Here is a 19,962-nt window from a genome sequence, read left to right on the forward strand (position 1 = left end):
AGCGGAATAAGAAATACTTTCTGAAGCACACCACCCAGACTGTTCAATCTGTTGTCACCGCCATCGAACACCGCGTGAATATTTCGACCTTCGATCCGGAACCCGAACCCGCCGAACTCGAGATGAATGACATTGGAGAGATCCGTCTGCGCGCAGCCCGGCCGCTGGTCTTCGACGGGTATGGAACCAACCGGCTGACGGGCTCGTTCATCCTCATCGAGCAGGGAACCAATCTCACTGTCGCCGCCGGCATGTTGAATCCGCCCACTGAGCTGGTGAAACCGGAATACAACGACTTCGCGATCTGAAAGCCGGCTGGCTGCGCAGGCTTATTTCGCCGCCTTCTTCAGCGCCGACAGGTAATCGACCAGATCCACGAGATCCTGCGCCGACATCGTTTGCTGCAAACCGGCAGGCATGATGGAAAGCCTTTGCTGTTCGCGTTTCGTGATGTCACTTTTCCTGTAGCGCGTCACGACGGCGCCGACGGCTTTGACCGCGAGTTCATCCGCGGTCTCGCTGACGATCAAACCGTACGCTTCATCACCATTCTTCAATTCGATTTGCCACGCTTCGTAACCGAACGAAATACCGGCGCTTGGGTCAAGGATTGATTCGTAGAGCGCCTCCTTTCCCAGCTTGGTGCCGATCTCGGACAGGTTCGGGCCAAAATCGACGCCTTCGCCGTTGACCTGATGACACTTGACACAGCCGACAGCGTCGCGCCGGAAAACCTCCGCGCCGCGTTTCGCATCGCCACTTATTTTTACCAGTTCGGAAATCGGCGCGAGCGGTTGCGCGTCTTTTCCCTGCGGCAGCGGCAGCAATCGCGCGGCCTCCGCCTTGATCGCCGGCCAGCGAGCGCCGTTGAGGTCCGAACTGGCCGCGAATTTCACATCGTCGGGCAGTTCTTGATCCCTGGCGAGCTGAAGCAACGCCACGGCGCCTTCCTGCGTTTGCGCCAGCGCATGCACGGCCTGTTTGCGCACCGAAACCTCGCGCTTCGAGTCGGCGACAACCGGTTTCAGCAGCGGTACAATCTCCTTTCCGCCGGTGCTGCCCAGCGCCGCGACGATCCGGGTCGCATTCGTGACGTTTTCGTCGTCAAGCGCCTTCCTGACAAGTTCTCCGCCGCCGTCCTGCAACACCAGCCGCATGGCTTCGGCGGCGGTGGTACTGTTCGTGGTCCGGACCGCGGTTTCGATTAACGCCGGGGCCTGATCACGAACATCGAACTTTTTTACCAGCTCGACGAATTGCGGCGTGCCGCGGGTGGCGCCGAGCACATTGTCGAGAGCCGCCTTAAGTTTCGGGTTTGCGGTGACCTGTTCGGGGCTGAGCCGGTTCAATGCCTCAATCATCGTGTTGAGGCGTTCCGTGTCGGGAGCCTGTGCTGCGGCGAACAACGCGAACAATGCGGCGCCACAAATCACCCATGCTCCGCCGGCCACGGAACGGATGGAAAAAGGGCGGACCGGCGTGCCCATTCGCTTGTTTTTACTGCAGTGAACCGGCCGCGAGTTCGGCGAGTGCCGCATCCCTTTCCGGCCCGGCAACGAAATCGAGCGCCCGGAAATAGTGGTCACGTTCCTTTGCGCTCAGGCTTTTGTCGTTGATGATTTTGACCAGCAATTCCGGTGTTTTCCGGCTGCGCGACCGCCAGACGATGTCGCGGCCCGCGGAGGTGTTCCATTTGTCGCCGACTTCCGCCAGCCAGGTGCTGAAGAATTTGTCCCATTGCCGGTCCGCGCCAATCCCGAGAGCTTCGAGATACCAACGATCCCTGCCGTCGTGCTGCGAGGCGAGTTGCGCCCAGAGTTTTGGCGCTTCAGGGGACTGGTGGTGCCGCAATGCGATGGCGCATTCCCGTCGGACTTGCGGCGAGGAGTCTTTCGCCAGCGTTTTCACGTAAGGAATCACGTCGAGCTTCAGTTCCCGGGCGATGCGCAGGCCCGTGATGCGAATGTCGGGACTGTCATCCTTCATCGCCTGCTCGACATACTTTTTTTCGTCGCCCTTGATGCGCGCAAGCAAGTGGACCGCGCGGGCGCGCATCCTCGTGTCGCCGCTTTTCCATAACTTGAGCAGGTCCTTCTCCGCCTTGCCCTGCATTTCGTGCAGCCGCGTCCAGGCGAGGTACCGTGTGGAGAGGTTCGGCGATTGCAGCGCCTCGACGCAGCCCGCGCCCGTGGTCAGGTTCAACTTCGCTACGTAAGGTTTGTTGCCTTTTGGCGCGACGCGATAGATGCGGCCGGTCATGGCGTCAAGTTTCTGGTCTGCCATGTAATGGCCGCCCACACCCGCGTCATTCCAATCCGCGACATAAATCGAACCATCCGGAGCAACGTAAACGTCGGACGGACGGAACCAATTATCGCCGGTGGTCAGGATGTCTTTGATTTCGGCCTTGTAACCGGCGCCTTCGGGTTGCGCGGGATAAGCGCGCACGACACGGGGTCCGGCATCGCAATGAATGATCTGGCCGCGGAACACCTCGGGCAGAAGCCTGCCTTCATAAACCAGGATGCCCGTTGGCGACCCAGCGCCGGTGTGCAACAGGTTCGGCACAACACCCGGATCGTACTGGTGCCACTCATAGAAAACCTTTTCGTCCTCGGGCGCGCCTTTCGCCTTCGCCTTGCCCCATCCGGTCGGCCAACCCGCGCCGGTCATTTCGTCGGCGTAACCGAAGTTGCCGTATTCCATCACGTAGTTGATGCGCACTCCGAAGTTGCCGTCGTCGTCGTTGTCCGACTGCCAGAGCGTGCCAAAGGAATCGACGGCAACTTCGTAGTTGTTGCGAAAGTTCCACGCGAGGGTCTCGACTCCGCTGCCGTCCGGGTTGCAGCGAAACACCATCCCCATCCGGTACGGCTTGCCGCGGTTGTTCACCTCATTGCCGTCGAGATCAATGACCGGCTTCATCTCCACTTTGTCAATCACGCCGTGCAGCGGCACATCCCTGTTGACCGGATAGTGAAGCTCTTTGCCCTCGTTGCCAAAGTTGAAATAGAGCTTGCCGTCCGGGCCGAAGGTGAACGCATGCACCGCATGATCGTGGTCATGTCCCTTGATGCCGGTAAAAAGCAGTTCGCGTTTGTCGGCTTTGCCGTCCCCGTTCGTGTCCGTGAGCACGAACACGTTCGGCGAACTGGAAATAATGACTTTGTTGCCGAGCACACAAATACCCAGCGCGGCATTAATGCTCGGATCCTGGTAGAAAACGGTCTCCTTGTCCGCGACCCCGTCGCCATTCGTGTCTTCGAGGATCACGATGCGATCGCCGGCGGGTTGGAGGATGCCCCACTTCTGAAACGACGAACGATAGTTGACGCCTTCGGTGATCCACACGCGGCCGCCCGCATCAATATCCATGTCGGTTGGGTTGCGGACCATCGGCTCCGATGCGAAGAGCGACGCCTCCAGTCCCCCGGCCACGGTAAACCGTTTGACGGATTCACGCGCGGCTTCGGGTCCGACACCCGCCGGGTTGGCGGCGAAGGCGGAGCCTGCCGCGCCGGCAAGAGCTGCACCCAAGAATAAAGCTGTGTGATTACGGAATGGTGTGTTCATGGCTGTTTCGTTTGAGAAGGGAAGTGGTCGGTCGTGAAATGCTATTTTCCCTTCGGATCGAGGTTCTGCTTCAGGTCGTCATCCGTCACCGCGCATTCCACGCCGTTGGGGGGAACTTCGACATGCGCCGTCCATAACAACGCATTCAAAACGATCTTGCGGAAGTTTTCATTTCCCCAGTTTTTGTGGAAATGCGCGCCGGTGAACCCAAAGCCGCGCCCGCCATCGGGTCGTTCGACCGCCCACGCGAGGACTTCCTCGCGTCCACTCGCCGCGACAATGTGGGGATACGGCCCGCGCGGCGAAGAAGATTTCCCCTGCCGTATTTCATCGTCCGGCTTGCCGACGAGGATCGGTGTGATGCCTTTCATGTCCGGGCGAAAACGAATGTTGTAATACCACTCATCGCGAATCTTGAACGGTTTCACGCCGCGAGTGATGGGGTGCCTGGGAATGCTGGTGAAGTCCGCATCCCAATGCGGATTGGTGGACCAGCGGTCCTCGTAATACCCGCCAATCCAGTCGAGAAACTCGGGCCCACCTTTGTCTTTCGGCACTTCGACGGCGTAATGCACGCACGCGAGGCCCACGCCCTTTTTCATCAGGTCGCCGATGATTTTCAGGTGGTCGTCCTGGATGATCGGATGGCCGGCGCCGCCATCCATGAAAAACAGGATTGCGTCTGCTCCGTCGAAGGCGTGCGGGTCTTTCGGCCAGCCGTTCAAATAAAACGCCGGCTTTACACCGGGCACGGCTTTCAGACACTTGTCGAGCAACCGTACGCCCGCGTTGAATTCGTGCTCCCCCGGTCCGTGGCTCGGATGGCCAGCGACCAGGACTATTTTCCTTTCAGCGGCCCGCGCACTGACGTTCAGGCACAGTGCCGCGGTCAGCAAAGAGAGGGTGATTTGTTTCATGAGGCAGACAGTGTTTATTGTGACTTGCGCTTGTAAACGGCGAAAACGTGGTCCGAACCTTCCGCGGACTTGAATTCGGTCGGCCGCGACGCACCGTTGATCGAATAACAGGCCTTGAACGTGTCTCCGGAAACCTCATAGATGGCCGGTAATTCAGTGCCGTCGTCGCCGGTCACATCCATTTGTTTAGGCGCGGATCCTTCAACGATTTTGAACGTGCCCTGGCTGGGATTGTTCGATTCAACGGAGTATCGATTGCCCGTGATCTTGACCCGTATATCGTCAAGGGCATCCTGCGACGCCTTGTCCCCGTTCGCGACGATCTCGACCGGTACCCATTCGCCTTGTAACTGCTCGAGGTCCGATTTCGCGGCATTGGCGGCGGCAGTTTCCTTGATTCGAATATCTTTGAACTGCACCGTCATGGGTTCGCCCGCGTGCAGTTGCAATGCGAGGACCCCTTCCTTCGCCGCTTTGCCGCCGGTGCGTTCGTCCACGACGTCCACCGTCTGCACACCGTTGATGAAATGCTGCAGGTGATTTCCCTTCGCGATGACGACGTAATCGTTCCAATCCTTGTCGTGAATCTTTGCCTGAATGTCTCCGGATGCCCCCAGAGAACCGACGACTTCCACCTTGGTCTTGCCCTCGACGGTCTTCACGACCGTTTTCTGCCCGCGTTGTGCCAGGATGCCGTCCATCCGCTCTTCGTAGAGAATGCCGGAGTAAGTTTTGCCCGCTTCAAAATCGGCCTGGTAACCGCCGACCACGAAGTTGCCGAAATCCTTGCTGCGATATTGAATGCCGGAATTGGCGAAGCCAGTGGTGTTGTTCGGCACGATTTTATAGGAAAGGCGCAATTCAAAATCCGAGACGACGCCGTCCTTTCCCTCGGGCCGCCAGATCAGGAAATTGTTTCCTTCGGCCGGGTGCTCCCGGGTCGTGCGCCCGGTGATTGCGCCGTCCTCGACGGACCAGTGCTGGGGGCGTCCGGCCCAGCCGGTCAGGTCCTTGCCGTTAAACAGGGGCTTGAACCCGGCTTCGCCTTCTTTTTCGGCGGCAACAGTCGAAAAAGGTGCGGCCGCAGCGACAACGAGCGCACACGTGCAGATCAGTCGTTTCATAATGTTTTCTGAGTCAAGTGTTCTGACGCCAATCCCATCGCGTGGATTCACGCGACGCTCCCGGCCCCAACGGGCGGAAATCAGTCTTCTCTTCGTTGTTCCCCGGCGCGTCGAGCCGGTGCTCAGGGATTCCCCATCTTCGACCCCGCTTTGTAGATCGCGCCGCCCGCCAGGATCGTCAGGTAACCCGCAAGCGGAAACGTACGGAAAAACCCGATGACGTTCCCGAGGAACAAAAATACGCCACCGACAAAAACCAGCGACCCGACCGCGATCACGAGAGTTCGCATCATTCACTCTGCCGCGGAGCGTTCATTTCAATGCTCGCTTCAAAAACTTCAGTCCTTTCACCGCGATGTCGTTGCGGTTCGGCTCGATCTTGCGCCAGATGGCAGCGGCCCTTGCGATGACCTTGACGTCGGTGGTGAAGGACTCAATCACCACATCGCCGTCGTATTTGACCGCTTTGAGCGCGGCGGCGATGGATTTCCAGTCAATGTGATCGTTTCCCGGTGTGCCGCGATCACTGCCGCAGGCGTGAAAATGACCGAGACGTTTGCCGGCCTTGCGGATCGCCGCCGCCTGGTCCTTTTCCTCGATATTCATGTGAAAGGTGTCAAGGTGCATCGTCACGGCGTCGGAGCCAACCGCCCCGATCAGCTTGAGGCCCTTGTCGCAGGTGTTGAGAAAGTCGGTCTCGAAGCGGTTGAGCGGCTCGATGCAGATCTGGCGGCCGCGCGCCGCCGCGTATCGAGCGAGTTCCTTCACGTTCTTCACCACCATTGCCCATTCCTGCTTTTGCCGCGCCGGCTCGACCGCGTCGGCCTTGCCCACGACGCTGTAAACCGGGCCGATGAGCGACGGACAATCCAGCAGCACCATCTGGTCGAGCAGCGCCTTGCAATAAACCATCGCCGTCCGTTGCTCCTCGGGCGTGCCGCGAAAATCGCGGCCAGGCCCCATGCAGGCGCAAACCGATCCGCACACCAGCCCGTGCCGGTCCAGTTCGCGCTTCACGTGAGTGGGATCAACGTGGGACGTGTCTTCGATCGGGATCTCGACCGTCTCGAATCCCCATCGCTTGAACGTTTTGAAAAGCCTGGTGCTGGCGTCTGTGAAGGGAGAAGTGAACAAAAAGGTGTTGATGCCAAATCTCATAATGGAATTTGGGACAGGCTAGACGAACCAAGGAAAGTGTCAAAAGTTTTTGCGGGCAGTACGCAAACGCACGCAAACTTGCCCGGCAGGGCAAGTCACGCGTTTCACGACTGTCGAAGGCTCACTTGAACTTACCCGCGGGGTAGGTTGCTTCTTTGAGCCGACGCAGATCTCTATCGGTGGGTATCGTCGGAGCGTTCAGTCCTTTCAGTAAATGAGTCTTTGCCTCCAGCCATCGCCACTGTTCTGCGTGACCGTCGGAAAAGGACAGCACCGTTCCATTACCGTGGCGACTGGCCAATGTATTGCGCCAATTTGCCGATTGCCAGGAATCCACAGCAAAATACCCGTCGTCGATGCTATCGGCATTCTCGTCCACAAAAAAGTTGGCTTGCGAGGATCCAGGATCCTTTATATCTGAGAATTTTCTATTCTCCGGGATGTTTGGGTGAACGGAGGCGGGCACCCAGTCGGTATTTTCACCCATCATCCCGTTGAGCGAACAGCTCCGAACACGGACAACCGTCTTGCCCCCTATCTTGAAGGGCAATTTGTCATTCGGGCATCGGTAAATCTGTTCCGAACCGTTGTAGGGAAACAGGCGCCCGTTGCGAATGTCAGCAATGTTCGTGGCTCCGGGCAGGGAAGAAACGTCTCCGCCGATCCACGCGTTGGTCGTCGCGAGCAGGTTGGCGATAATCCTGTCATTGTAGTCACCACTGTAAACAACCGCCGCTATGGTAAGCTGCCTTAAATTGTTCAGGCAACTGATGGCGTTGGCTTTTAATTTGGCTCTGGACAACGCCGGCAACAGCAATCCAGCAAGAATGGCAATGATGGCGATGACAACCAGCAGTTCAATGAGGGTGAAGGCGGACTTTTTTTGTGAATTGACCCCTTGGCATCGGCTAGGATTGTGAGTTGATTTCGGCATAAAAAACCTTCGGTCAGATGTTCATTGGGCGACGCGAAGCAAATTAGCGGTTTGGCTCCACCGCGTCAATGTTCCATCAGAACCGAAAACCTGTGCGTTTGAGCGCACACCAGAACAATCGGCGGACCGTGGCATCGCGGCCGCCCGGCGGCCAATCCGCGAGCGACAAACCATTTGACCCTCTCCGTGGATTTCAACTTAATAGTCGCACGCTATGAGATTCCGCCCCGCCGCCCCGGCAATTCTCGCTTTCGCGTTCGCGTGCGCTGCCTGCGCCGCGGAACGACCCGGCAAGATTTACAATTTTCCCATCTACAAGAACAACTCGCCGGGCAAACAGCTCACCGGCCAGTTCGCGCCGGCGTCCACACCCGCGCTGCCGCCGGAAGAATCGCAAAAAAAGTTCGTCGTGCCTCCCGGCTTTGAAGTCAGGCTCTTTGCCGCCGAACCGGAGGTGGTCAATCCGGTCGCGATGACGTGGGACGAGCGCGGGCGGCTGTGGGTGGTGGAGCTTTACGAGTATCCGCTCGGCGCGAAGCCCGGCGAAAAACCGCGCGATCGCATCAAGATCCTCGAGGACACCGATGGCGACGGGCGTGCCGACAAAGTCACCGTGTTCGCGGATGGATTCAACCTCGCCACCGGGATCGCGCTCGGCAACGGCGGTGTTTACCTGGGCGCGGCGCCAAATCTTTATTTTCTACGCGACACGAATGGCGACGACGTGGCCGACACACGCGACGTGCTGATGACCGGCTTCGGCATGGAGGACCGGCACGAGTTGTTGAACAGTTTCACCTGGGGACCGGACGGATGGCTTTACCTGACTCACGGGGTGTTCACGCGTTCCCTGGTCAGGGACCCGGCCAGGCCGGACGACCCCGGCGTGGAGATGACCGCCGCGGTGGCTCGGTTCAATCCACGCACGAAAAAGTTTGAAGTGGTCGCCGATGGCACGAGCAATCCGTGGGGTGTGGACTTCGATCGTTACGGCAATGCGTTCGTCAGCGCGTGCGTCATCGACCATTTTTTCCACATGGCACCCGGCGGCGTTTACGTTCGCCAGGGCGGCACGCCGGCGAATCCCTACACTTACGAACTGTTGCCCTCCATCGTGGATCACAAACATTTCATGGCCGCGTACGCAGGCGTGGACATTTATCAGGGCGACCAGTTTCCGAAGGAGTGGCTCGGCGAGGTGCTGATCGGCAACATCCATCAAAGCGCCATCAACCACGATCACCTCACGCCAAACGGATCAAGTTTCAAGGCGTCGGCGCGCGAGGATTTTCTCACCACGAGTGACGCGTGGTTTCGTCCCGTGAGCACACAAACCGGACCCGATGGCGCGGTCTGGGTCATGGATTGGTATGACCGCTATCCGTGCTACCAGAACGCCAATGCCGATCCCGACGGTGTGGACCGTGAGCATGGCCGCATCTGGCGCGTGGTTTATGTCGGAGACAAACCGGGCAAACCGGTGCCGAGCCGGCCCGCCGCAACCATGGACCTGGCGAAACTCGACTCGCTCGATCTCGTAAAACTCCTGGAGCATCCGAACGTCTGGCAGCGTCGCATGGCGCAGCGGCTGTTGAGCGAACGGCGAGATTTGCCGGGCGCAAAAACGCTGCACGATGACACTCCGCTGCACGTTTTGATGCAGAAGGGTCCGACCGTGGAATCCAGACTCGCGGCCCTGTGGACGCTCCACAGCGCGGGGATGCTCGAAGATGAAGTGCTCGATACTCCCGCCGAAGACAAAGAACCAGCCATGCGCGCCTGGGCGGCGCGCCTGACGGGTGAGCGCGGTTACCCGCTCGGCGATGCCATCAAACGGCTGGCCAAACTCGCGGCGGACCCCGATCCTTCAGTTCGACTCGCGGTCGCCACAGCTGCCCGGCAATTCGTGTCCGGCTCGCTGACCGTGGACACGCCGCCAGCTGTGCCCGTGCGCGAAGTGATCACCGGCCCAGTTTTGAGCGGGCTGTGGTTCAGCTCATTCGACGCAAAGGACCCTTTGATTCCCTTCATGTACTGGATGGCGTTGGAGCCGATCGTCGCCTACGATCCAATTCACGCCATTGGTTTCTACAAAAAGGACGGCGCGATGCCGCAGATGCCGCTTTCCGGCATCATTCTCACCAAGATCATGCGGCGTGTCTGCGACCTGCGCGATCCGGAGAAGCTGGACCAGTCCGTAGCCGCGCTTGCCAACCTGACGGAGAAGGAGGCACCGGCCGTCCTTGCCGCGCTCAACGGATTGATCGAAGGTCAACGCGGCAGGGCCATCATCCCGAGTCCTTCGACGGTGGAGGTCGTTCGCCGATTTGCAAAATTCTCCACTCCCGGGGTCTCCGCCCGCGCGCAGGAACTAGGCGCGTTGTGGGGCGACGCAGGCGCGATGCTGGGTGCGCTGAAGCTCGCGGGCAATCCCGGGGCCGGTACCGATGAACGCATCAAAGCCATCCAGGTGGTGCGCCAGTTGAAAAATGAAGATGCCCGCAGCGGGATGCTGAAGCTCATCGCGCAGGAAAAGCAGGAGCGCGTTCTGATCGAGGCCCTGCGTGCGCTGGGCGAAATCGGCGGCGACGGCGGCGTCGCTGAAGCGATCGTCAAACACTGGCCGGATTTTTCGCCAGTGGTTCGCCGCACGACCGCCGAAGTCCTGGCTTCGCGTGGCAACTGGAGCAGGGTATTTCTTGGCGCAATCGAGGATAAAAGGATTGCGGCGTCAGAGATTCCCACCACGGTCATTCGGGCGTTGTTTCAGGCGAAGGACGCTTCCGTGCGCGACCTGGCGAAGAAGGCGATTGGCCGCTTCCGCGAGCCGGATGCCGACAAGCTCAAGCTGATTGCCGCAAAGCGGAGGCTCGTTTTGAGCGGCCCGGTTGATTTAAAAGCCGGCCATGAGGTGATGAAGAAGACCTGCCTGGTCTGCCACAAGTTTTATGGCGAAGGCGCGGAGGTTGGCCCCGATCTGACCGGCGTGGGTCGCTCGACGCTCGACGCCCTGCTGCACAACGTCATCAATCCGAGCGAAGTGGTTGGCAAAGGCTACGAAAATGTCGAGATCGAGACGAAGGATGGCCGAAGCATCAGTGGACGTCTCGTCGAAGACACCGACACACACGTGAAACTGCTGTCGTCGGGACCGAAAGAGGACGTGATCGCCAAGCCGGACATCGCCAGCCGGCGCGTGAGCGAGTTGTCCGTCATGCCGGAAGGATTGGAACAAATACCCGACGCGGATTTCCGAAACCTCATCTGGTACATCCTCAATCCGCCGCAGCAAAACCGTCCGATGACGCCGCAGCTTTGGAAGGAACTTACCGGAGAGGACATGCCGGGGAACAAGTCTGCCCGTTCGTCCGACGGCGACGGTGAATCCGTCGCCCTGTGGAATCCCGAATGGCGTGTCATTTGTCCCGAAACGGAAAGTGCGCCGCGCAAGCTGGTCGAATTCGCCGGACGCAGCAATGTGCTGGTGACACATCCTTTCAGCAACGAAAAGGGTGCCGTTCTGGAACGCTCCGTGAACGTGCCCGCAGGCCGGACGACGATGCTGACGGTCAATGTCGCCGCGGGCGAAGAAGGCGAATGGGAATTGCGCGTGATAGCTGACAGTCGGTCGCTTGCGACGCAGATCATCGACGACGGGCGGTGGAGGGGAATCAAAGTGGATCTCTCGCCATTTGCCGGAAAGACGATCGCACTGCGGCTCGAAAACTGTGCCAGTGGTGACAAGACTGCGTTGGGGTACTGGAACGATCCGGAACTGCGGTACGTCAACTCGACTGTCGCCGTCAGGTAGTATCCGTCGGCAGTGCGCATTCAACCCTGCGTTGTCCGCGCCGGCTGCCGCCGCTCAAGTCGCCGGAACGATTCGCTGGAACAACAGGGCAACGCCGAACAACAGCGTGAACGCAAGCCCGCTCCAGGCTGTTTGTCCGCCCGCCACTGCAAGCAAATCCACGAGCACAATGCCGGCGAGCAGTCCACCGACGGCGCGACCGACGTTCGGGTCGGACACGAGGAAGGCGTGGCGGACACAGCGCACGATCCACAATCCGAGTATCGCTGACAGCAAGAGGGCCGCCTGACGGTAGTCTTCCGTATTGACCAGCAGGGCGAGCAGAATGGGCGCCGCCAGCAGATAGCAAGGCCATGTATTCAGCGTCCCACGCGTGCTTTCCTGTCGCGCCAGAAAACTCAGCCCGACGACGTAGGTGCCGAGCGCCAACGCACTCCAGACCGCCAGCCCGGTCACCCCTTGGATCGCCGTTGATGCCGCGACGAGATAAAGAAAAAAACGGCACGCGGCCATGAGCACCGGGGAAAAATCCAGGTGTTTGTGGACCGCGTCATAAACGATAATGCAAATGAGCAGTGCCACCGCCAGCGCGCCGGTGGTTTTGCCGACCAGAATCAGAATGACCGTCCCGGCCCCGAGCCAGCCGAATCCCCAGCGCCAGACCTCGTCGAGCGTGATTTGTCCCGAAGGAATCGGGCGTTCCTTGCGATATTCGCGGTCGAACTCGACGTCGAAGGCGTCATTCAAAAACATCCCGCCGAGGTAGAGACAGGTCGCGCCCAGGCAAAGCACCAGAAACATCCATGCGCTGCCTCCGCCCGCGAGCAGCCAGCCCGCAAGACAATTCGACCAAACGGTCGGCAGGTTGGAAACGCGCCCCAGGACAAGCAGCGTCCGCCAATAGGGCGTCGGCTGGCTTTTGGTGAGTTGCAGCAGCATGGTGCCCGCTTAAGAAAGCAGGACACCCGGAAAAAGCAACACAGAGCACATAAACAGCATCCGCGTCACAACACGTTTATACCACGCTCGGCCAGGCGGGCCAGCGTCCATTCATATTCCGCGACAAGCTGGTCCACGACGTTGCGGCCCTTCAACTCCGGCGGCAATACCTCCCACGTGTAAGTTTCCATTTCGATGTGCGGGCAAAGCGAAGGGTCGTCTTTCAGGATAACCATAACCCCGAGCAGATGATCGGTGGTCGTGTCGAACAGTGCGCTCGGTTTGCTGTGCAGCGGAATATGGAAATGGATGCGCCACTCGCCGGCAAGTTGAGGATCAGGAGTCGATGGTTGGCAGAGGGCAACATCGAGGTCGCGGTGCCGACGGAGCGAGCCGTCCGCAGCGCGTTCGACGACCTGGTGAAAATAAATGTCGTCGGCAAAAGCCTTCAATGCCGCGCGCGTTTCCGGCGTTGGACGGACCTTGAGCGCGGAACTGAAGTGGAGCTTGCTGATTTTGACCCCGTGTTCTCGAAAGCGGCGGACGACATCGCGCGGTTCCTCGAATTCGACCGCGAGATGGCAGGTGTCGTAATTGACACCCAGATGCTCGTCAAGGCGCGGGTCCTTCGGACGGTCGGCGCGCAACTGGTCGAAGAACTCCACGGCCTCGGCGCTGGTTTCCAGGTAGCAGAGTGGCTCCGGCTCCAGGCCGAGGTGCAGTTTCCTTCCCGTCCGTGCGCTCAACAGCGCGATGTGTTCGACGCAGCGCCAGAGGTTGTTTCGCATCACGCGCTCCTGCTCCCGCGTCTTGATGAATTCCTTGAACGAACCGGGCACGGTGCTAACGCTGCCTTCGACGCCGTCAGGCACAAGTTGCGCGAGCAGATCGAAAAGACGGTTTGTGTATTCGACACGCCCGGTCGTCGTCCAGTCCGGCGCATAAACCTGTTCCTTCACACGTGCGCCATGAAACTGGCCGTAGGGAAATCCATTGATCGTGAAAACGTAGCAGCCGTGCCGGTCGAGCCAGTGCTGGAAAGCCAGCAACGTTGTCTTTTCCGAAAGCTCGCGCGACGCCCGGTCGCTCAGGCGCAGCCCGATGGCGTAAGGCTTGTTTGCACAAATGCGCCGCTTGACCTCGAGCGTGAATTCTTCCAGTGCCGCGAGCGTTTCGACCCAGCTCTCGCCGCGATGGATGTTGGTGCAGTAGGCAAGGTGGCGGCCGCGATTGAGCTTCATGCGCCACCGAGTTTACCGCGGAGACGCGGAGACGCGGAGAAAAATCGGGCGGTTTGGAGGCGCCTCACTTCTGTTTTGTCGCATTTCGGAAGGGTGGTTTTGGCGGGAAAAGCGCGGATTGTTACGACTCCAAAGCCTGATTCCAGCCGTGGCAGGACGCGCCTTTAGAATGGTTCGCTGTTTGGGCCCCTGGCCGCCCGACCGTCCTCAGGAAGAGGGTAAGATAATGGCTTGCCCGACTTTCTTGATCAGCTTCTCCAGGCGCCGCCCGTACTCGACAAAATTCCTGCCCGTCTCCTCGTCCGAAGCCTTCGAATTTGCGTTGTGGAAGACGACCACCATGTGGGGTTCGATGGAAATCCCCTTGTCGTACCCGCGCGCAAAGGCGTCTTTGAGAATGTCGCGCACGCGCCCCTGGCCTTCGCCGGGCCAGTTGTAGTCGGCGTCGTTCTTCGCCGGGTTCCACGTCGCGTCCTTCACGTGAATGTGCGCGACGTGATCGCGGACGTGTTCCCAGAATTCCCACGCGTCCTGGCGCGGCCACGGCTTCGGTTTGCTGCGATCAGGGTTGAACACTGGATTGGCGGTGTCGAAGACCCACTTCAGACCGGGTGCCTTGTCGAGCAGTTCGAGCGCGTGTTTCCAACTCATGCCGCCGTAGTTCATGCAGTTCTCGTGCACGGGTTGAATGCCGGCGCCGAGAAACATCCTCGTCACTTCACAAACGCGGTCGAAGGCGACGGCAGGGATGCGGTCGTCGTCATCCTTGGGTTTGAAGCTCATGATGCGAACGAATTTCGCGCCGAGTCGTTGCATGCGCGGGATGCAACGTTTGACTTCTGCGAGCGTCACATCCCAAGGGGTCTCGACGGTCTTCGCCCAGTTCATGATCGTCGAGCCAAAGCAATAAACACCGATGTCGTTTTCCTTCAGCTTCTCAACCACGATGTCGAACGCTTTGTCCTGGATGTCGTGGAGGTTCGCCCTGGGAAAGCCCGGCACTTCTACGCCGCGCGCTTCGATATATTTCCAGCCGAGCTCCTTTGTCGCCGCTATCTGGGCGTCAATCGTGTTGCCCGCCTCGTCGCCGATGCCAGTGAGGATCATGCTCGTTCCGCGCGGGATCAGGTTTTCGGTTTCTGCCTGGGCAGGAAGGTGTCCCACGTTTTGCCCGACTGAACGGTCTTGTGCCCTTCGGCCAGTTTGGCCGGACTCAAGGGGACGGTGATCAGGTGGTTGCATCCCGGGCATTGAATCTGTTTCCCGGAGAATTGTTCGTCCGCCTGGAGATGCTGCTGGCAGTGCGGACAGGAGAATTTGAATTCGCTCATAATCTTAGCGTGTTCGTTCGCCAATCGTTCGCGCCTGAGGCTGCTTCGGCAATACATGCGAATTTTTACCTTAAAACGGATCCGACGTCCCGTGAAAAATGCCTGATCCTTTTTCTCCCCGGATTTCGCATTGTCTGATAGAAGAAACGTTACCGGCCAGACCTATGAGCGAATCAAGCCAGCCCGACGAAACCATTTTTGAAGACGCGGTGAAACTGGCGCCGGACCAGCGCGCGGCCTATCTCAAGGAAGCCTGCGGCAACGATGCGCAACTCCGCCAGCGCGTTGAGCGTTTGCTTCAGGCGCACGACCAGACCGGTGGCGTCCTTGAGAAACCGCCGGCCGCTGTTTCCGCCAAAACTTTCGTGATCACAACCGACATGGTTCCAGTGACCGAGAAAGCAGGCGACCGCATTGGCCGTTACAAACTTCTTCAACAGATCGGCGAGGGCGGTTGCGGCGTGGTTTACATGGCCGAGCAGGAGGAACCGGTCCGCCGCCGCGTGGCGCTCAAGGTCATCAAGCTCGGCATGGACACCAAAAGCGTTGTGGCCCGTTTCGAAGCCGAGCGCCAGGCGCTGGCGCTGATGGACCATCCGAACATCGCCAAGGTGCTCGATGCCGGCGCCACCGAGACAGGCCGGCCCTTCTTCGTCATGGAATTGGTGCGCGGAGTGAAAATCACGGACTACTGTGACGAGGCGAAACTCTCGACCGGTCAACGGCTCGACCTGTTCATTCAGGTTTGTCACGCCATTCAGCACGCACATCAAAAGGGCATCATCCATCGTGACCTGAAGCCCTCGAATATTCTGGTGACGATCAACGACGGCGTTCCCGTGCCCAAGGTGATCGACTTCGGCATCGCCAAAGCCACCACCGACCAGCGCCTCACCGACAAGACGCTGTTCACGGCCTTCGAGCAGTTCATCGGCACGCCGGCTTACATGAGTCCGGAGCAGGCCGTGATGACGAGCCTTGATATTGATACGCGGAGCGACATCTACGCACTGGGAGTGCTGCTTTATGAATTGCTCACTGGCAAGACACCATTTGACCCGAAGGAGCTCCTCCAATCCGGCTTCGATGAAATGCGGCGCACCATCCGCGAGAAGGAACCGGAGCGCCCCTCGACGCGCCTGAGCACGATGCTTGACGCCGACCTGACCGTCGTCGCGCAACGCCGCCACTCGGAAGCTCCGAGGCTGATCAATCTTCTCCGCGGTGATCTCGACTGGATTGTGATGAAGGCGCTGGAAAAGGACCGCACGCGCCGTTTCGAAACCGCCAACGGCCTGGCGATGGATATTCAGCGCTACTTGAACAACGAACCGGTCACCGCGCGCCCGCCGAGCAGTATGTATCGCTTCCAGAAACTGGTGCGGAGGAACAAGACTGCGTTTGCCGGTGTGGGCGCGGTTGCGGCCGCGCTGGTCATCGGACTCGGGCTGTCGCTGTACCTGTATATTCGGGAAAGGCACGCGCGCCAGCGCGCCGTCGCCGCCGAGCAGGAACAGAATCGAATGCGGCAACAGGCGGAAATACGCGGTGAAATCGGACGAAAACTCACCCAGGCCGGCCTCTTGATCAGCCGCGATCAATATGCGGAAGCCGAGAAGATCGCCATGCAGGTTTCTGACCCCGCTGGCGCGTCAATTCTCAACGTGCTTGGCATCCTTCACGGCCGCCGCGGAGAGTGGCAGGAGGCGGCGGCGGACTTTGAGCGGGTGGTTGAACTGATTCCCACTGACCACGACGCCTATCACAGCCTCGCCCCGTTGCTGGCACAGAGTGACCCGGGGGCCTATCGCCGCCTCCGGGTGCAAATGCTCGCCGCGTTCGCACGAACTTCCGAACCGGCCATCGCCGAACGAATGGCTCGAGATTGCATGATCCTTTCCCCGCCCGCAACGGATCTGGAGACCATTGGCAAAATGGTTGACGCCGCCATCGCGGCAGGACCCAACCATCAGTTCTGGGACTATTTTCAGTTCGTCAAAGGCCTGTACGAATATCGGAACGGACGGTTCGCCAGCACGGTGGAGTGGCTGCAAAAAGTTGTGCCGCGCGAGAGCGATCCAAACCGCACCGTCGAGGCCTACATGGTGCTGGCGATGGCCCAGCATCAGCTCAAACAGGTTGACGAAGCCCGCGCCACGCTGGGCAAAGGGCTCAAAATTGCCGACGCAAAGCTGAGTAAACCCGGCAGTCCACAATTCAACGATCAGATCGCTGCCCAAATGCTGGTGCGCGAGGCCCGTGCGCTGATCGAACACGGCGCCGGAACAGACACAAAACCGTAGTCGCAGCGTTCATCCGCGAAGGCATGCAACTCTCATGAAATTGATTCATTACGGTTTTTTCCCGTCTGTCTGGACGACCTTCGCCGTTTACTGGATTGTTTCCGCGGCCCGGGTCAAGCGAATCAAGGAATCCGAGCCGCGCAGTGCGCGGTTCGTTCATCTGGCACTCTCGTTTTTCGTTTTCGTAATGACGTTTTCACCGTGGTTTCATGCGGGTCCGTTGGGTTGGAGGGTTTTGCCGGCGAACAGAATAGCATTCGCCATTGGGGCTGTGATTCTGGTTGCGGGTCTTGGCTTTGCTGTGTGGGCGCGCATTCACCTCGGACAAAACTGGAGTGCAACAGTTACCTTGAAAGAAGGGCATCGGTTGATTCGAACCGGGCCCTATCGTCTGGTCAGGCATCCAATTTACACGGGTATCATCACAGGTCTTGCCGGCACCGCCGTCGCATTTGGCGAACTGCGGGGTGTGATCGCGGTGGTTTTGCTGACCGTGGTCTATCTGTTCAAAAGCCGGCGCGAGGAGCGGTTCATGGTGAAGGAATTTGGAGACGAATACGTTCAATACCAGAAGGAAGTCGGAGCGTTGCTGCCATTTGCGTGAACACCGAATGAAACCTTTCGCATGACCGATGTGACGCGGATCTTGCTCGCGATAGAAAAAGGCGACCCGGTGGCCGCCGACGAACTGCTGCCGCTGGTCTATCACGAGCTGCGCAAGCTCGCCGCGCACAAGATGGCGAACGAAAAACCGGGTCAGACGTTGCAACCGACGGCGCTCGTGCACGAGGCTTATCTCCGGCTGGTCGGAGCAGACGACAAGAAGTGGACCGGGCGCGCACATTTCTTCGCCGCCGCGGCCGAGGCCATGCGGCGCATTCTCATCGATAACGCGCGCCGCAAACGCGCGCAGCGGCACGGCGGCGGGCAGCAACGCGTGGACGTGCAGGACGTGGAAATCCCCGCGGAAACCGACGACGGGCACCTCCTGGCCATCAACGAGGCACTCGACCGCCTGGCCGCGAAAGACAAGGTGAAAGCCGAACTGGTCAAGCTGCGTTACTTCGTGGGAATGACCATCGAGGAAGCAGCCGGGATTCTTGGAATCTCCGAGCCAACGGCCAAGCGCTACTGGACCTACGCTCGTGCCTGGCTCTACTCGGAAATCAACGCCGGTTGATGGGGAGCGGACTTACCGGTGAAATGATTTCGTGAAATCGTCGTTCTTGATCTCGACGACCTTCTTTTCAAACTTCGATTCCGCAATCAGTTGCTGAAGCTTCTGCTCGAACGCCGCGCCGTCCATCGGCAGTTCGACGGTCTGCCCGATGAGCGAGGAATACAACATCACGTTCGCGAGCTCGACCGAATGCAGGCCTTCTTCGCCGGGCACCAGCAACGGCGTTCCGTCGAGAATGGCGTCAACGAAGTTTTGCATGAGCGTGGCATGCGGGGTGGCGGCGTTTTGAATCGAAATGTCCACGTTCTCCACCGCCGGGTGGTCGAAGCCGGTCTTCGCCGCTCGACTGAACACGAGTGTGTCCGAGTCATTCCGGCTGAAGATCAGCTTGTTGTTTTCAAGCACTAGCTTGCCGCGCGAGCCGATAATCTCAAAACGATTGGTGCCGGGCGTTTCACCCGTGCTTGTCACGAACGTGCCCGTCGCGTTGTTCGGGTATTCCAGGTAGGCGGTCACGTTGTCCTCGACCTCGATGTTGTGATAGCGGCCGAGCTGGCAGAAGCCGCGCACGCGCGCCGGCATGCCGAGCAGCCACGCGATCACGTCGAGGTTGTGAAGGCATTGATTGAGCAGCACGCCGCCGCCTTCCCCTTTCCAGGTGGCGCGCCAGCCGCCGCTCGCGTAGTAGGCCTCGGTTCGAAACCAGTCGGTGATCAGCCAGCTCATGCGGACAATCTTGCCGAGGTCGCCATCGGCGATGAGTTTCTGGATCTTCTGATATCGCGGCTCGACGCGAAGCTGAAACATGCCGCTGAACTTCAGGTCGGGGTGTTTCTTCGCAGCCGCGATCAATCGTTCAGCGTCGGCTTTGTGCGCGGAAATCGGCTTCTCTACCATCAGATGCACGCCGGTTTCCAGGGCGGCGATCCCGAGAGTGGTGTGTTGATAGTGCGGCGTGGCGACGATGACCGCGTCCACTTCGCGCGATTGAAGCAACGCTTCGCCACTGTCAAAGATTTTCAGTCCTTTGGCTTTGTAATCTTCGAGCTTCTGCGGCGAGGTGCTGCAGACGGCGGCCAGTTCGCAGCGTTTCACTTTTCCTTCGAGCAGGTAACCGGCGTGGTGCCTGCCGATGTTCCCCATGCCAACGATGCCAAGACGAACTTTGACCATAACACAGCCTCGTTTATTTTTTGCGTTTCCGGCCGGTCAATTCATCGGCGAGCGCACCGGCATCGTAAACCTTGCGCAAGGCCTCGATGATCGACTGCGAGCAGACAGAAACCGCCCGGGCCTGCGTGTCCGTGAAGGCGAAGTCAAGCACGAGCGACTGAATGTTGCCGTCGAAAATAATGCCGACGAATTCGCCTTTCCGGTTCACCACCGGGCTGCCCGAGTTGCCGCCGATGATGTCCGCCGTGCACACGAAGTTGAGCGGCGTCTTCAAGTCG

General features: G+C 59.3%; 18 protein-coding genes. 5 read left to right on the forward strand and 13 right to left on the reverse strand.

Translation table 11 applies throughout. The features are described 5' to 3' along the window. Window positions 1–308, forward strand: a 308-nt coding sequence (locus VN887_01470) for a sulfate adenylyltransferase (GenBank protein HXT38670.1), incomplete at its 5' end; no start/stop codon positions are given. A gap of 21 nt (window positions 309–329) precedes the next feature. On the opposite strand, the gene VN887_01475 is transcribed toward VN887_01470, so the two are convergent. The 7 genes from VN887_01475 to VN887_01505 all read right to left on the reverse strand — a co-directional run bounded on the left by VN887_01475 (window position 330) and on the right by VN887_01505 (window position 7,706). After that, window positions 330–1,487: a c-type cytochrome gene (locus VN887_01475; protein HXT38671.1), complete on the reverse strand. Its 1,158-nt coding sequence runs from the start codon at window positions 1,485–1,487 to the stop codon at window positions 330–332. Window positions 1,488–1,497: 10 nt separating this feature from the next. Further along, entirely contained in the window at window positions 1,498–3,573 is a 2,076-nt protein-coding gene (locus tag VN887_01480; protein HXT38672.1) for a PVC-type heme-binding CxxCH protein, read from the reverse strand. Between the two features lie 41 nt (window positions 3,574–3,614). After that, entirely contained in the window at window positions 3,615–4,490 is an 876-nt protein-coding gene (locus VN887_01485; protein HXT38673.1) for a ThuA domain-containing protein, read from the reverse strand. 14 nt (window positions 4,491–4,504) lie between these two features. Then, on the reverse strand, window positions 4,505–5,614 hold the full coding sequence (locus VN887_01490) for a family 16 glycoside hydrolase (GenBank protein ID HXT38674.1): 1,110 nt from the start codon (window positions 5,612–5,614) through the stop codon (window positions 4,505–4,507). Window positions 5,615–5,736: 122 nt separating this feature from the next. Then, window positions 5,737–5,907 carry a hypothetical protein gene (locus VN887_01495; GenBank protein HXT38675.1) on the reverse strand — a complete coding sequence of 57 codons (171 nt, stop codon included), beginning with the start codon at window positions 5,905–5,907 and terminating at the stop codon, window positions 5,737–5,739. A gap of 19 nt (window positions 5,908–5,926) precedes the next feature. After that, window positions 5,927–6,772: a sugar phosphate isomerase/epimerase gene (locus tag VN887_01500; protein HXT38676.1), complete on the reverse strand. Its 846-nt coding sequence runs from the start codon at window positions 6,770–6,772 to the stop codon at window positions 5,927–5,929. 121 nt (window positions 6,773–6,893) lie between these two features. Continuing rightward, complete coding sequence (locus tag VN887_01505; GenBank protein HXT38677.1) at window positions 6,894–7,706, reverse strand: type II secretion system protein; 813 nt, start codon at window positions 7,704–7,706, stop codon at window positions 6,894–6,896. A 214-nt stretch (window positions 7,707–7,920) separates the two neighbouring features. On the opposite strand from VN887_01505, the gene VN887_01510 reads away from it, so the two are divergent. Continuing rightward, window positions 7,921–11,517, forward strand: coding sequence for a PVC-type heme-binding CxxCH protein (locus tag VN887_01510; protein HXT38678.1), 3,597 nt, complete (start codon window positions 7,921–7,923; stop codon window positions 11,515–11,517). Between the two features lie 54 nt (window positions 11,518–11,571). Here the strand turns inward: VN887_01510 and VN887_01515 are convergent, their stop codons facing one another. The 4 genes from VN887_01515 to VN887_01530 all read right to left on the reverse strand — a co-directional run bounded on the left by VN887_01515 (window position 11,572) and on the right by VN887_01530 (window position 15,028). After that, window positions 11,572–12,456, reverse strand: coding sequence for a UbiA family prenyltransferase (locus VN887_01515; protein ID HXT38679.1), 885 nt, complete (start codon window positions 12,454–12,456; stop codon window positions 11,572–11,574). A 65-nt stretch (window positions 12,457–12,521) separates the two neighbouring features. Beyond that, complete coding sequence (eboE, locus tag VN887_01520) at window positions 12,522–13,697, reverse strand: metabolite traffic protein EboE (GenBank protein HXT38680.1); 1,176 nt, start codon at window positions 13,695–13,697, stop codon at window positions 12,522–12,524. Between the two features lie 207 nt (window positions 13,698–13,904). Further along, complete coding sequence (locus VN887_01525) at window positions 13,905–14,804, reverse strand: TIM barrel protein (GenBank protein HXT38681.1); 900 nt, start codon at window positions 14,802–14,804, stop codon at window positions 13,905–13,907. Between the two features lie 17 nt (window positions 14,805–14,821). Continuing rightward, entirely contained in the window at window positions 14,822–15,028 is a 207-nt protein-coding gene (locus VN887_01530) for a hypothetical protein (GenBank protein ID HXT38682.1), read from the reverse strand. A gap of 164 nt (window positions 15,029–15,192) precedes the next feature. Here VN887_01530 and VN887_01535 point away from each other — a divergent pair, with 164 nt between their 5' ends. The 3 genes from VN887_01535 to VN887_01545 are packed head-to-tail and all read left to right on the forward strand — an operon-like array spanning window position 15,193 to window position 18,511. Then, window positions 15,193–17,331, forward strand: a complete 2,139-nt coding sequence (locus tag VN887_01535; GenBank protein ID HXT38683.1) for a protein kinase — start codon at window positions 15,193–15,195, stop codon at window positions 17,329–17,331. A gap of 34 nt (window positions 17,332–17,365) precedes the next feature. Further along, window positions 17,366–17,935 (forward strand): isoprenylcysteine carboxylmethyltransferase family protein, encoded by a 570-nt coding sequence (locus VN887_01540; protein HXT38684.1) that lies wholly within the window; start codon window positions 17,366–17,368, stop codon window positions 17,933–17,935. 21 nt (window positions 17,936–17,956) lie between these two features. Further along, window positions 17,957–18,511 carry an ECF-type sigma factor gene (locus VN887_01545; GenBank protein ID HXT38685.1) on the forward strand — a complete coding sequence of 185 codons (555 nt, stop codon included), beginning with the start codon at window positions 17,957–17,959 and terminating at the stop codon, window positions 18,509–18,511. A gap of 12 nt (window positions 18,512–18,523) precedes the next feature. Here the strand turns inward: VN887_01545 and VN887_01550 are convergent, their stop codons facing one another. Then, entirely contained in the window at window positions 18,524–19,684 is a 1,161-nt protein-coding gene (locus VN887_01550; protein ID HXT38686.1) for a Gfo/Idh/MocA family oxidoreductase, read from the reverse strand. Between the two features lie 13 nt (window positions 19,685–19,697). Next, on the reverse strand, window positions 19,698–19,962 hold a 265-nt coding region (locus VN887_01555; protein ID HXT38687.1), incomplete at its 5' end, for a S46 family peptidase.

This window comes from Candidatus Angelobacter sp. (genome assembly GCA_035607015.1).
Classification (GTDB): domain Bacteria; phylum Verrucomicrobiota; class Verrucomicrobiia; order Limisphaerales; family AV2; genus AV2.

Excerpts from the sequence above, each read along its gene's own strand:
- VN887_01480 (HXT38672.1), bottom strand. The coding sequence starts at position 3,573 with ATGAACACACCATTCCGTAATCACACAGCTTTATTCTTGGGTGCAGCT.
- VN887_01505 (HXT38677.1), bottom strand. The coding sequence starts at position 7,706 with ATGCCGAAATCAACTCACAATCCTAGCCGATGCCAAGGGGTCAATTCA.
- VN887_01510 (HXT38678.1), top strand. The coding sequence starts at position 7,921 with ATGAGATTCCGCCCCGCCGCCCCGGCAATTCTCGCTTTCGCGTTCGCG.
- VN887_01525 (HXT38681.1), bottom strand. The coding sequence starts at position 14,804 with ATGATCCTCACTGGCATCGGCGACGAGGCGGGCAACACGATTGACGCC.
- VN887_01490 (HXT38674.1), bottom strand. The coding sequence starts at position 5,614 with ATGAAACGACTGATCTGCACGTGTGCGCTCGTTGTCGCTGCGGCCGCA.
- VN887_01535 (HXT38683.1), top strand. The coding sequence starts at position 15,193 with ATGAGCGAATCAAGCCAGCCCGACGAAACCATTTTTGAAGACGCGGTG.
- VN887_01485 (HXT38673.1), bottom strand. The coding sequence starts at position 4,490 with ATGAAACAAATCACCCTCTCTTTGCTGACCGCGGCACTGTGCCTGAAC.
- eboE (HXT38680.1), bottom strand. The coding sequence starts at position 13,697 with ATGAAGCTCAATCGCGGCCGCCACCTTGCCTACTGCACCAACATCCAT.
- VN887_01540 (HXT38684.1), top strand. The coding sequence starts at position 17,366 with ATGAAATTGATTCATTACGGTTTTTTCCCGTCTGTCTGGACGACCTTC.
- VN887_01475 (HXT38671.1), bottom strand. The coding sequence starts at position 1,487 with ATGGGCACGCCGGTCCGCCCTTTTTCCATCCGTTCCGTGGCCGGCGGA.
- VN887_01495 (HXT38675.1), bottom strand. The coding sequence starts at position 5,907 with ATGATGCGAACTCTCGTGATCGCGGTCGGGTCGCTGGTTTTTGTCGGT.
- VN887_01550 (HXT38686.1), bottom strand. The coding sequence starts at position 19,684 with ATGGTCAAAGTTCGTCTTGGCATCGTTGGCATGGGGAACATCGGCAGG.
- VN887_01500 (HXT38676.1), bottom strand. The coding sequence starts at position 6,772 with ATGAGATTTGGCATCAACACCTTTTTGTTCACTTCTCCCTTCACAGAC.
- VN887_01530 (HXT38682.1), bottom strand. The coding sequence starts at position 15,028 with ATGAGCGAATTCAAATTCTCCTGTCCGCACTGCCAGCAGCATCTCCAG.
- VN887_01515 (HXT38679.1), bottom strand. The coding sequence starts at position 12,456 with ATGCTGCTGCAACTCACCAAAAGCCAGCCGACGCCCTATTGGCGGACG.
- VN887_01545 (HXT38685.1), top strand. The coding sequence starts at position 17,957 with ATGACCGATGTGACGCGGATCTTGCTCGCGATAGAAAAAGGCGACCCG.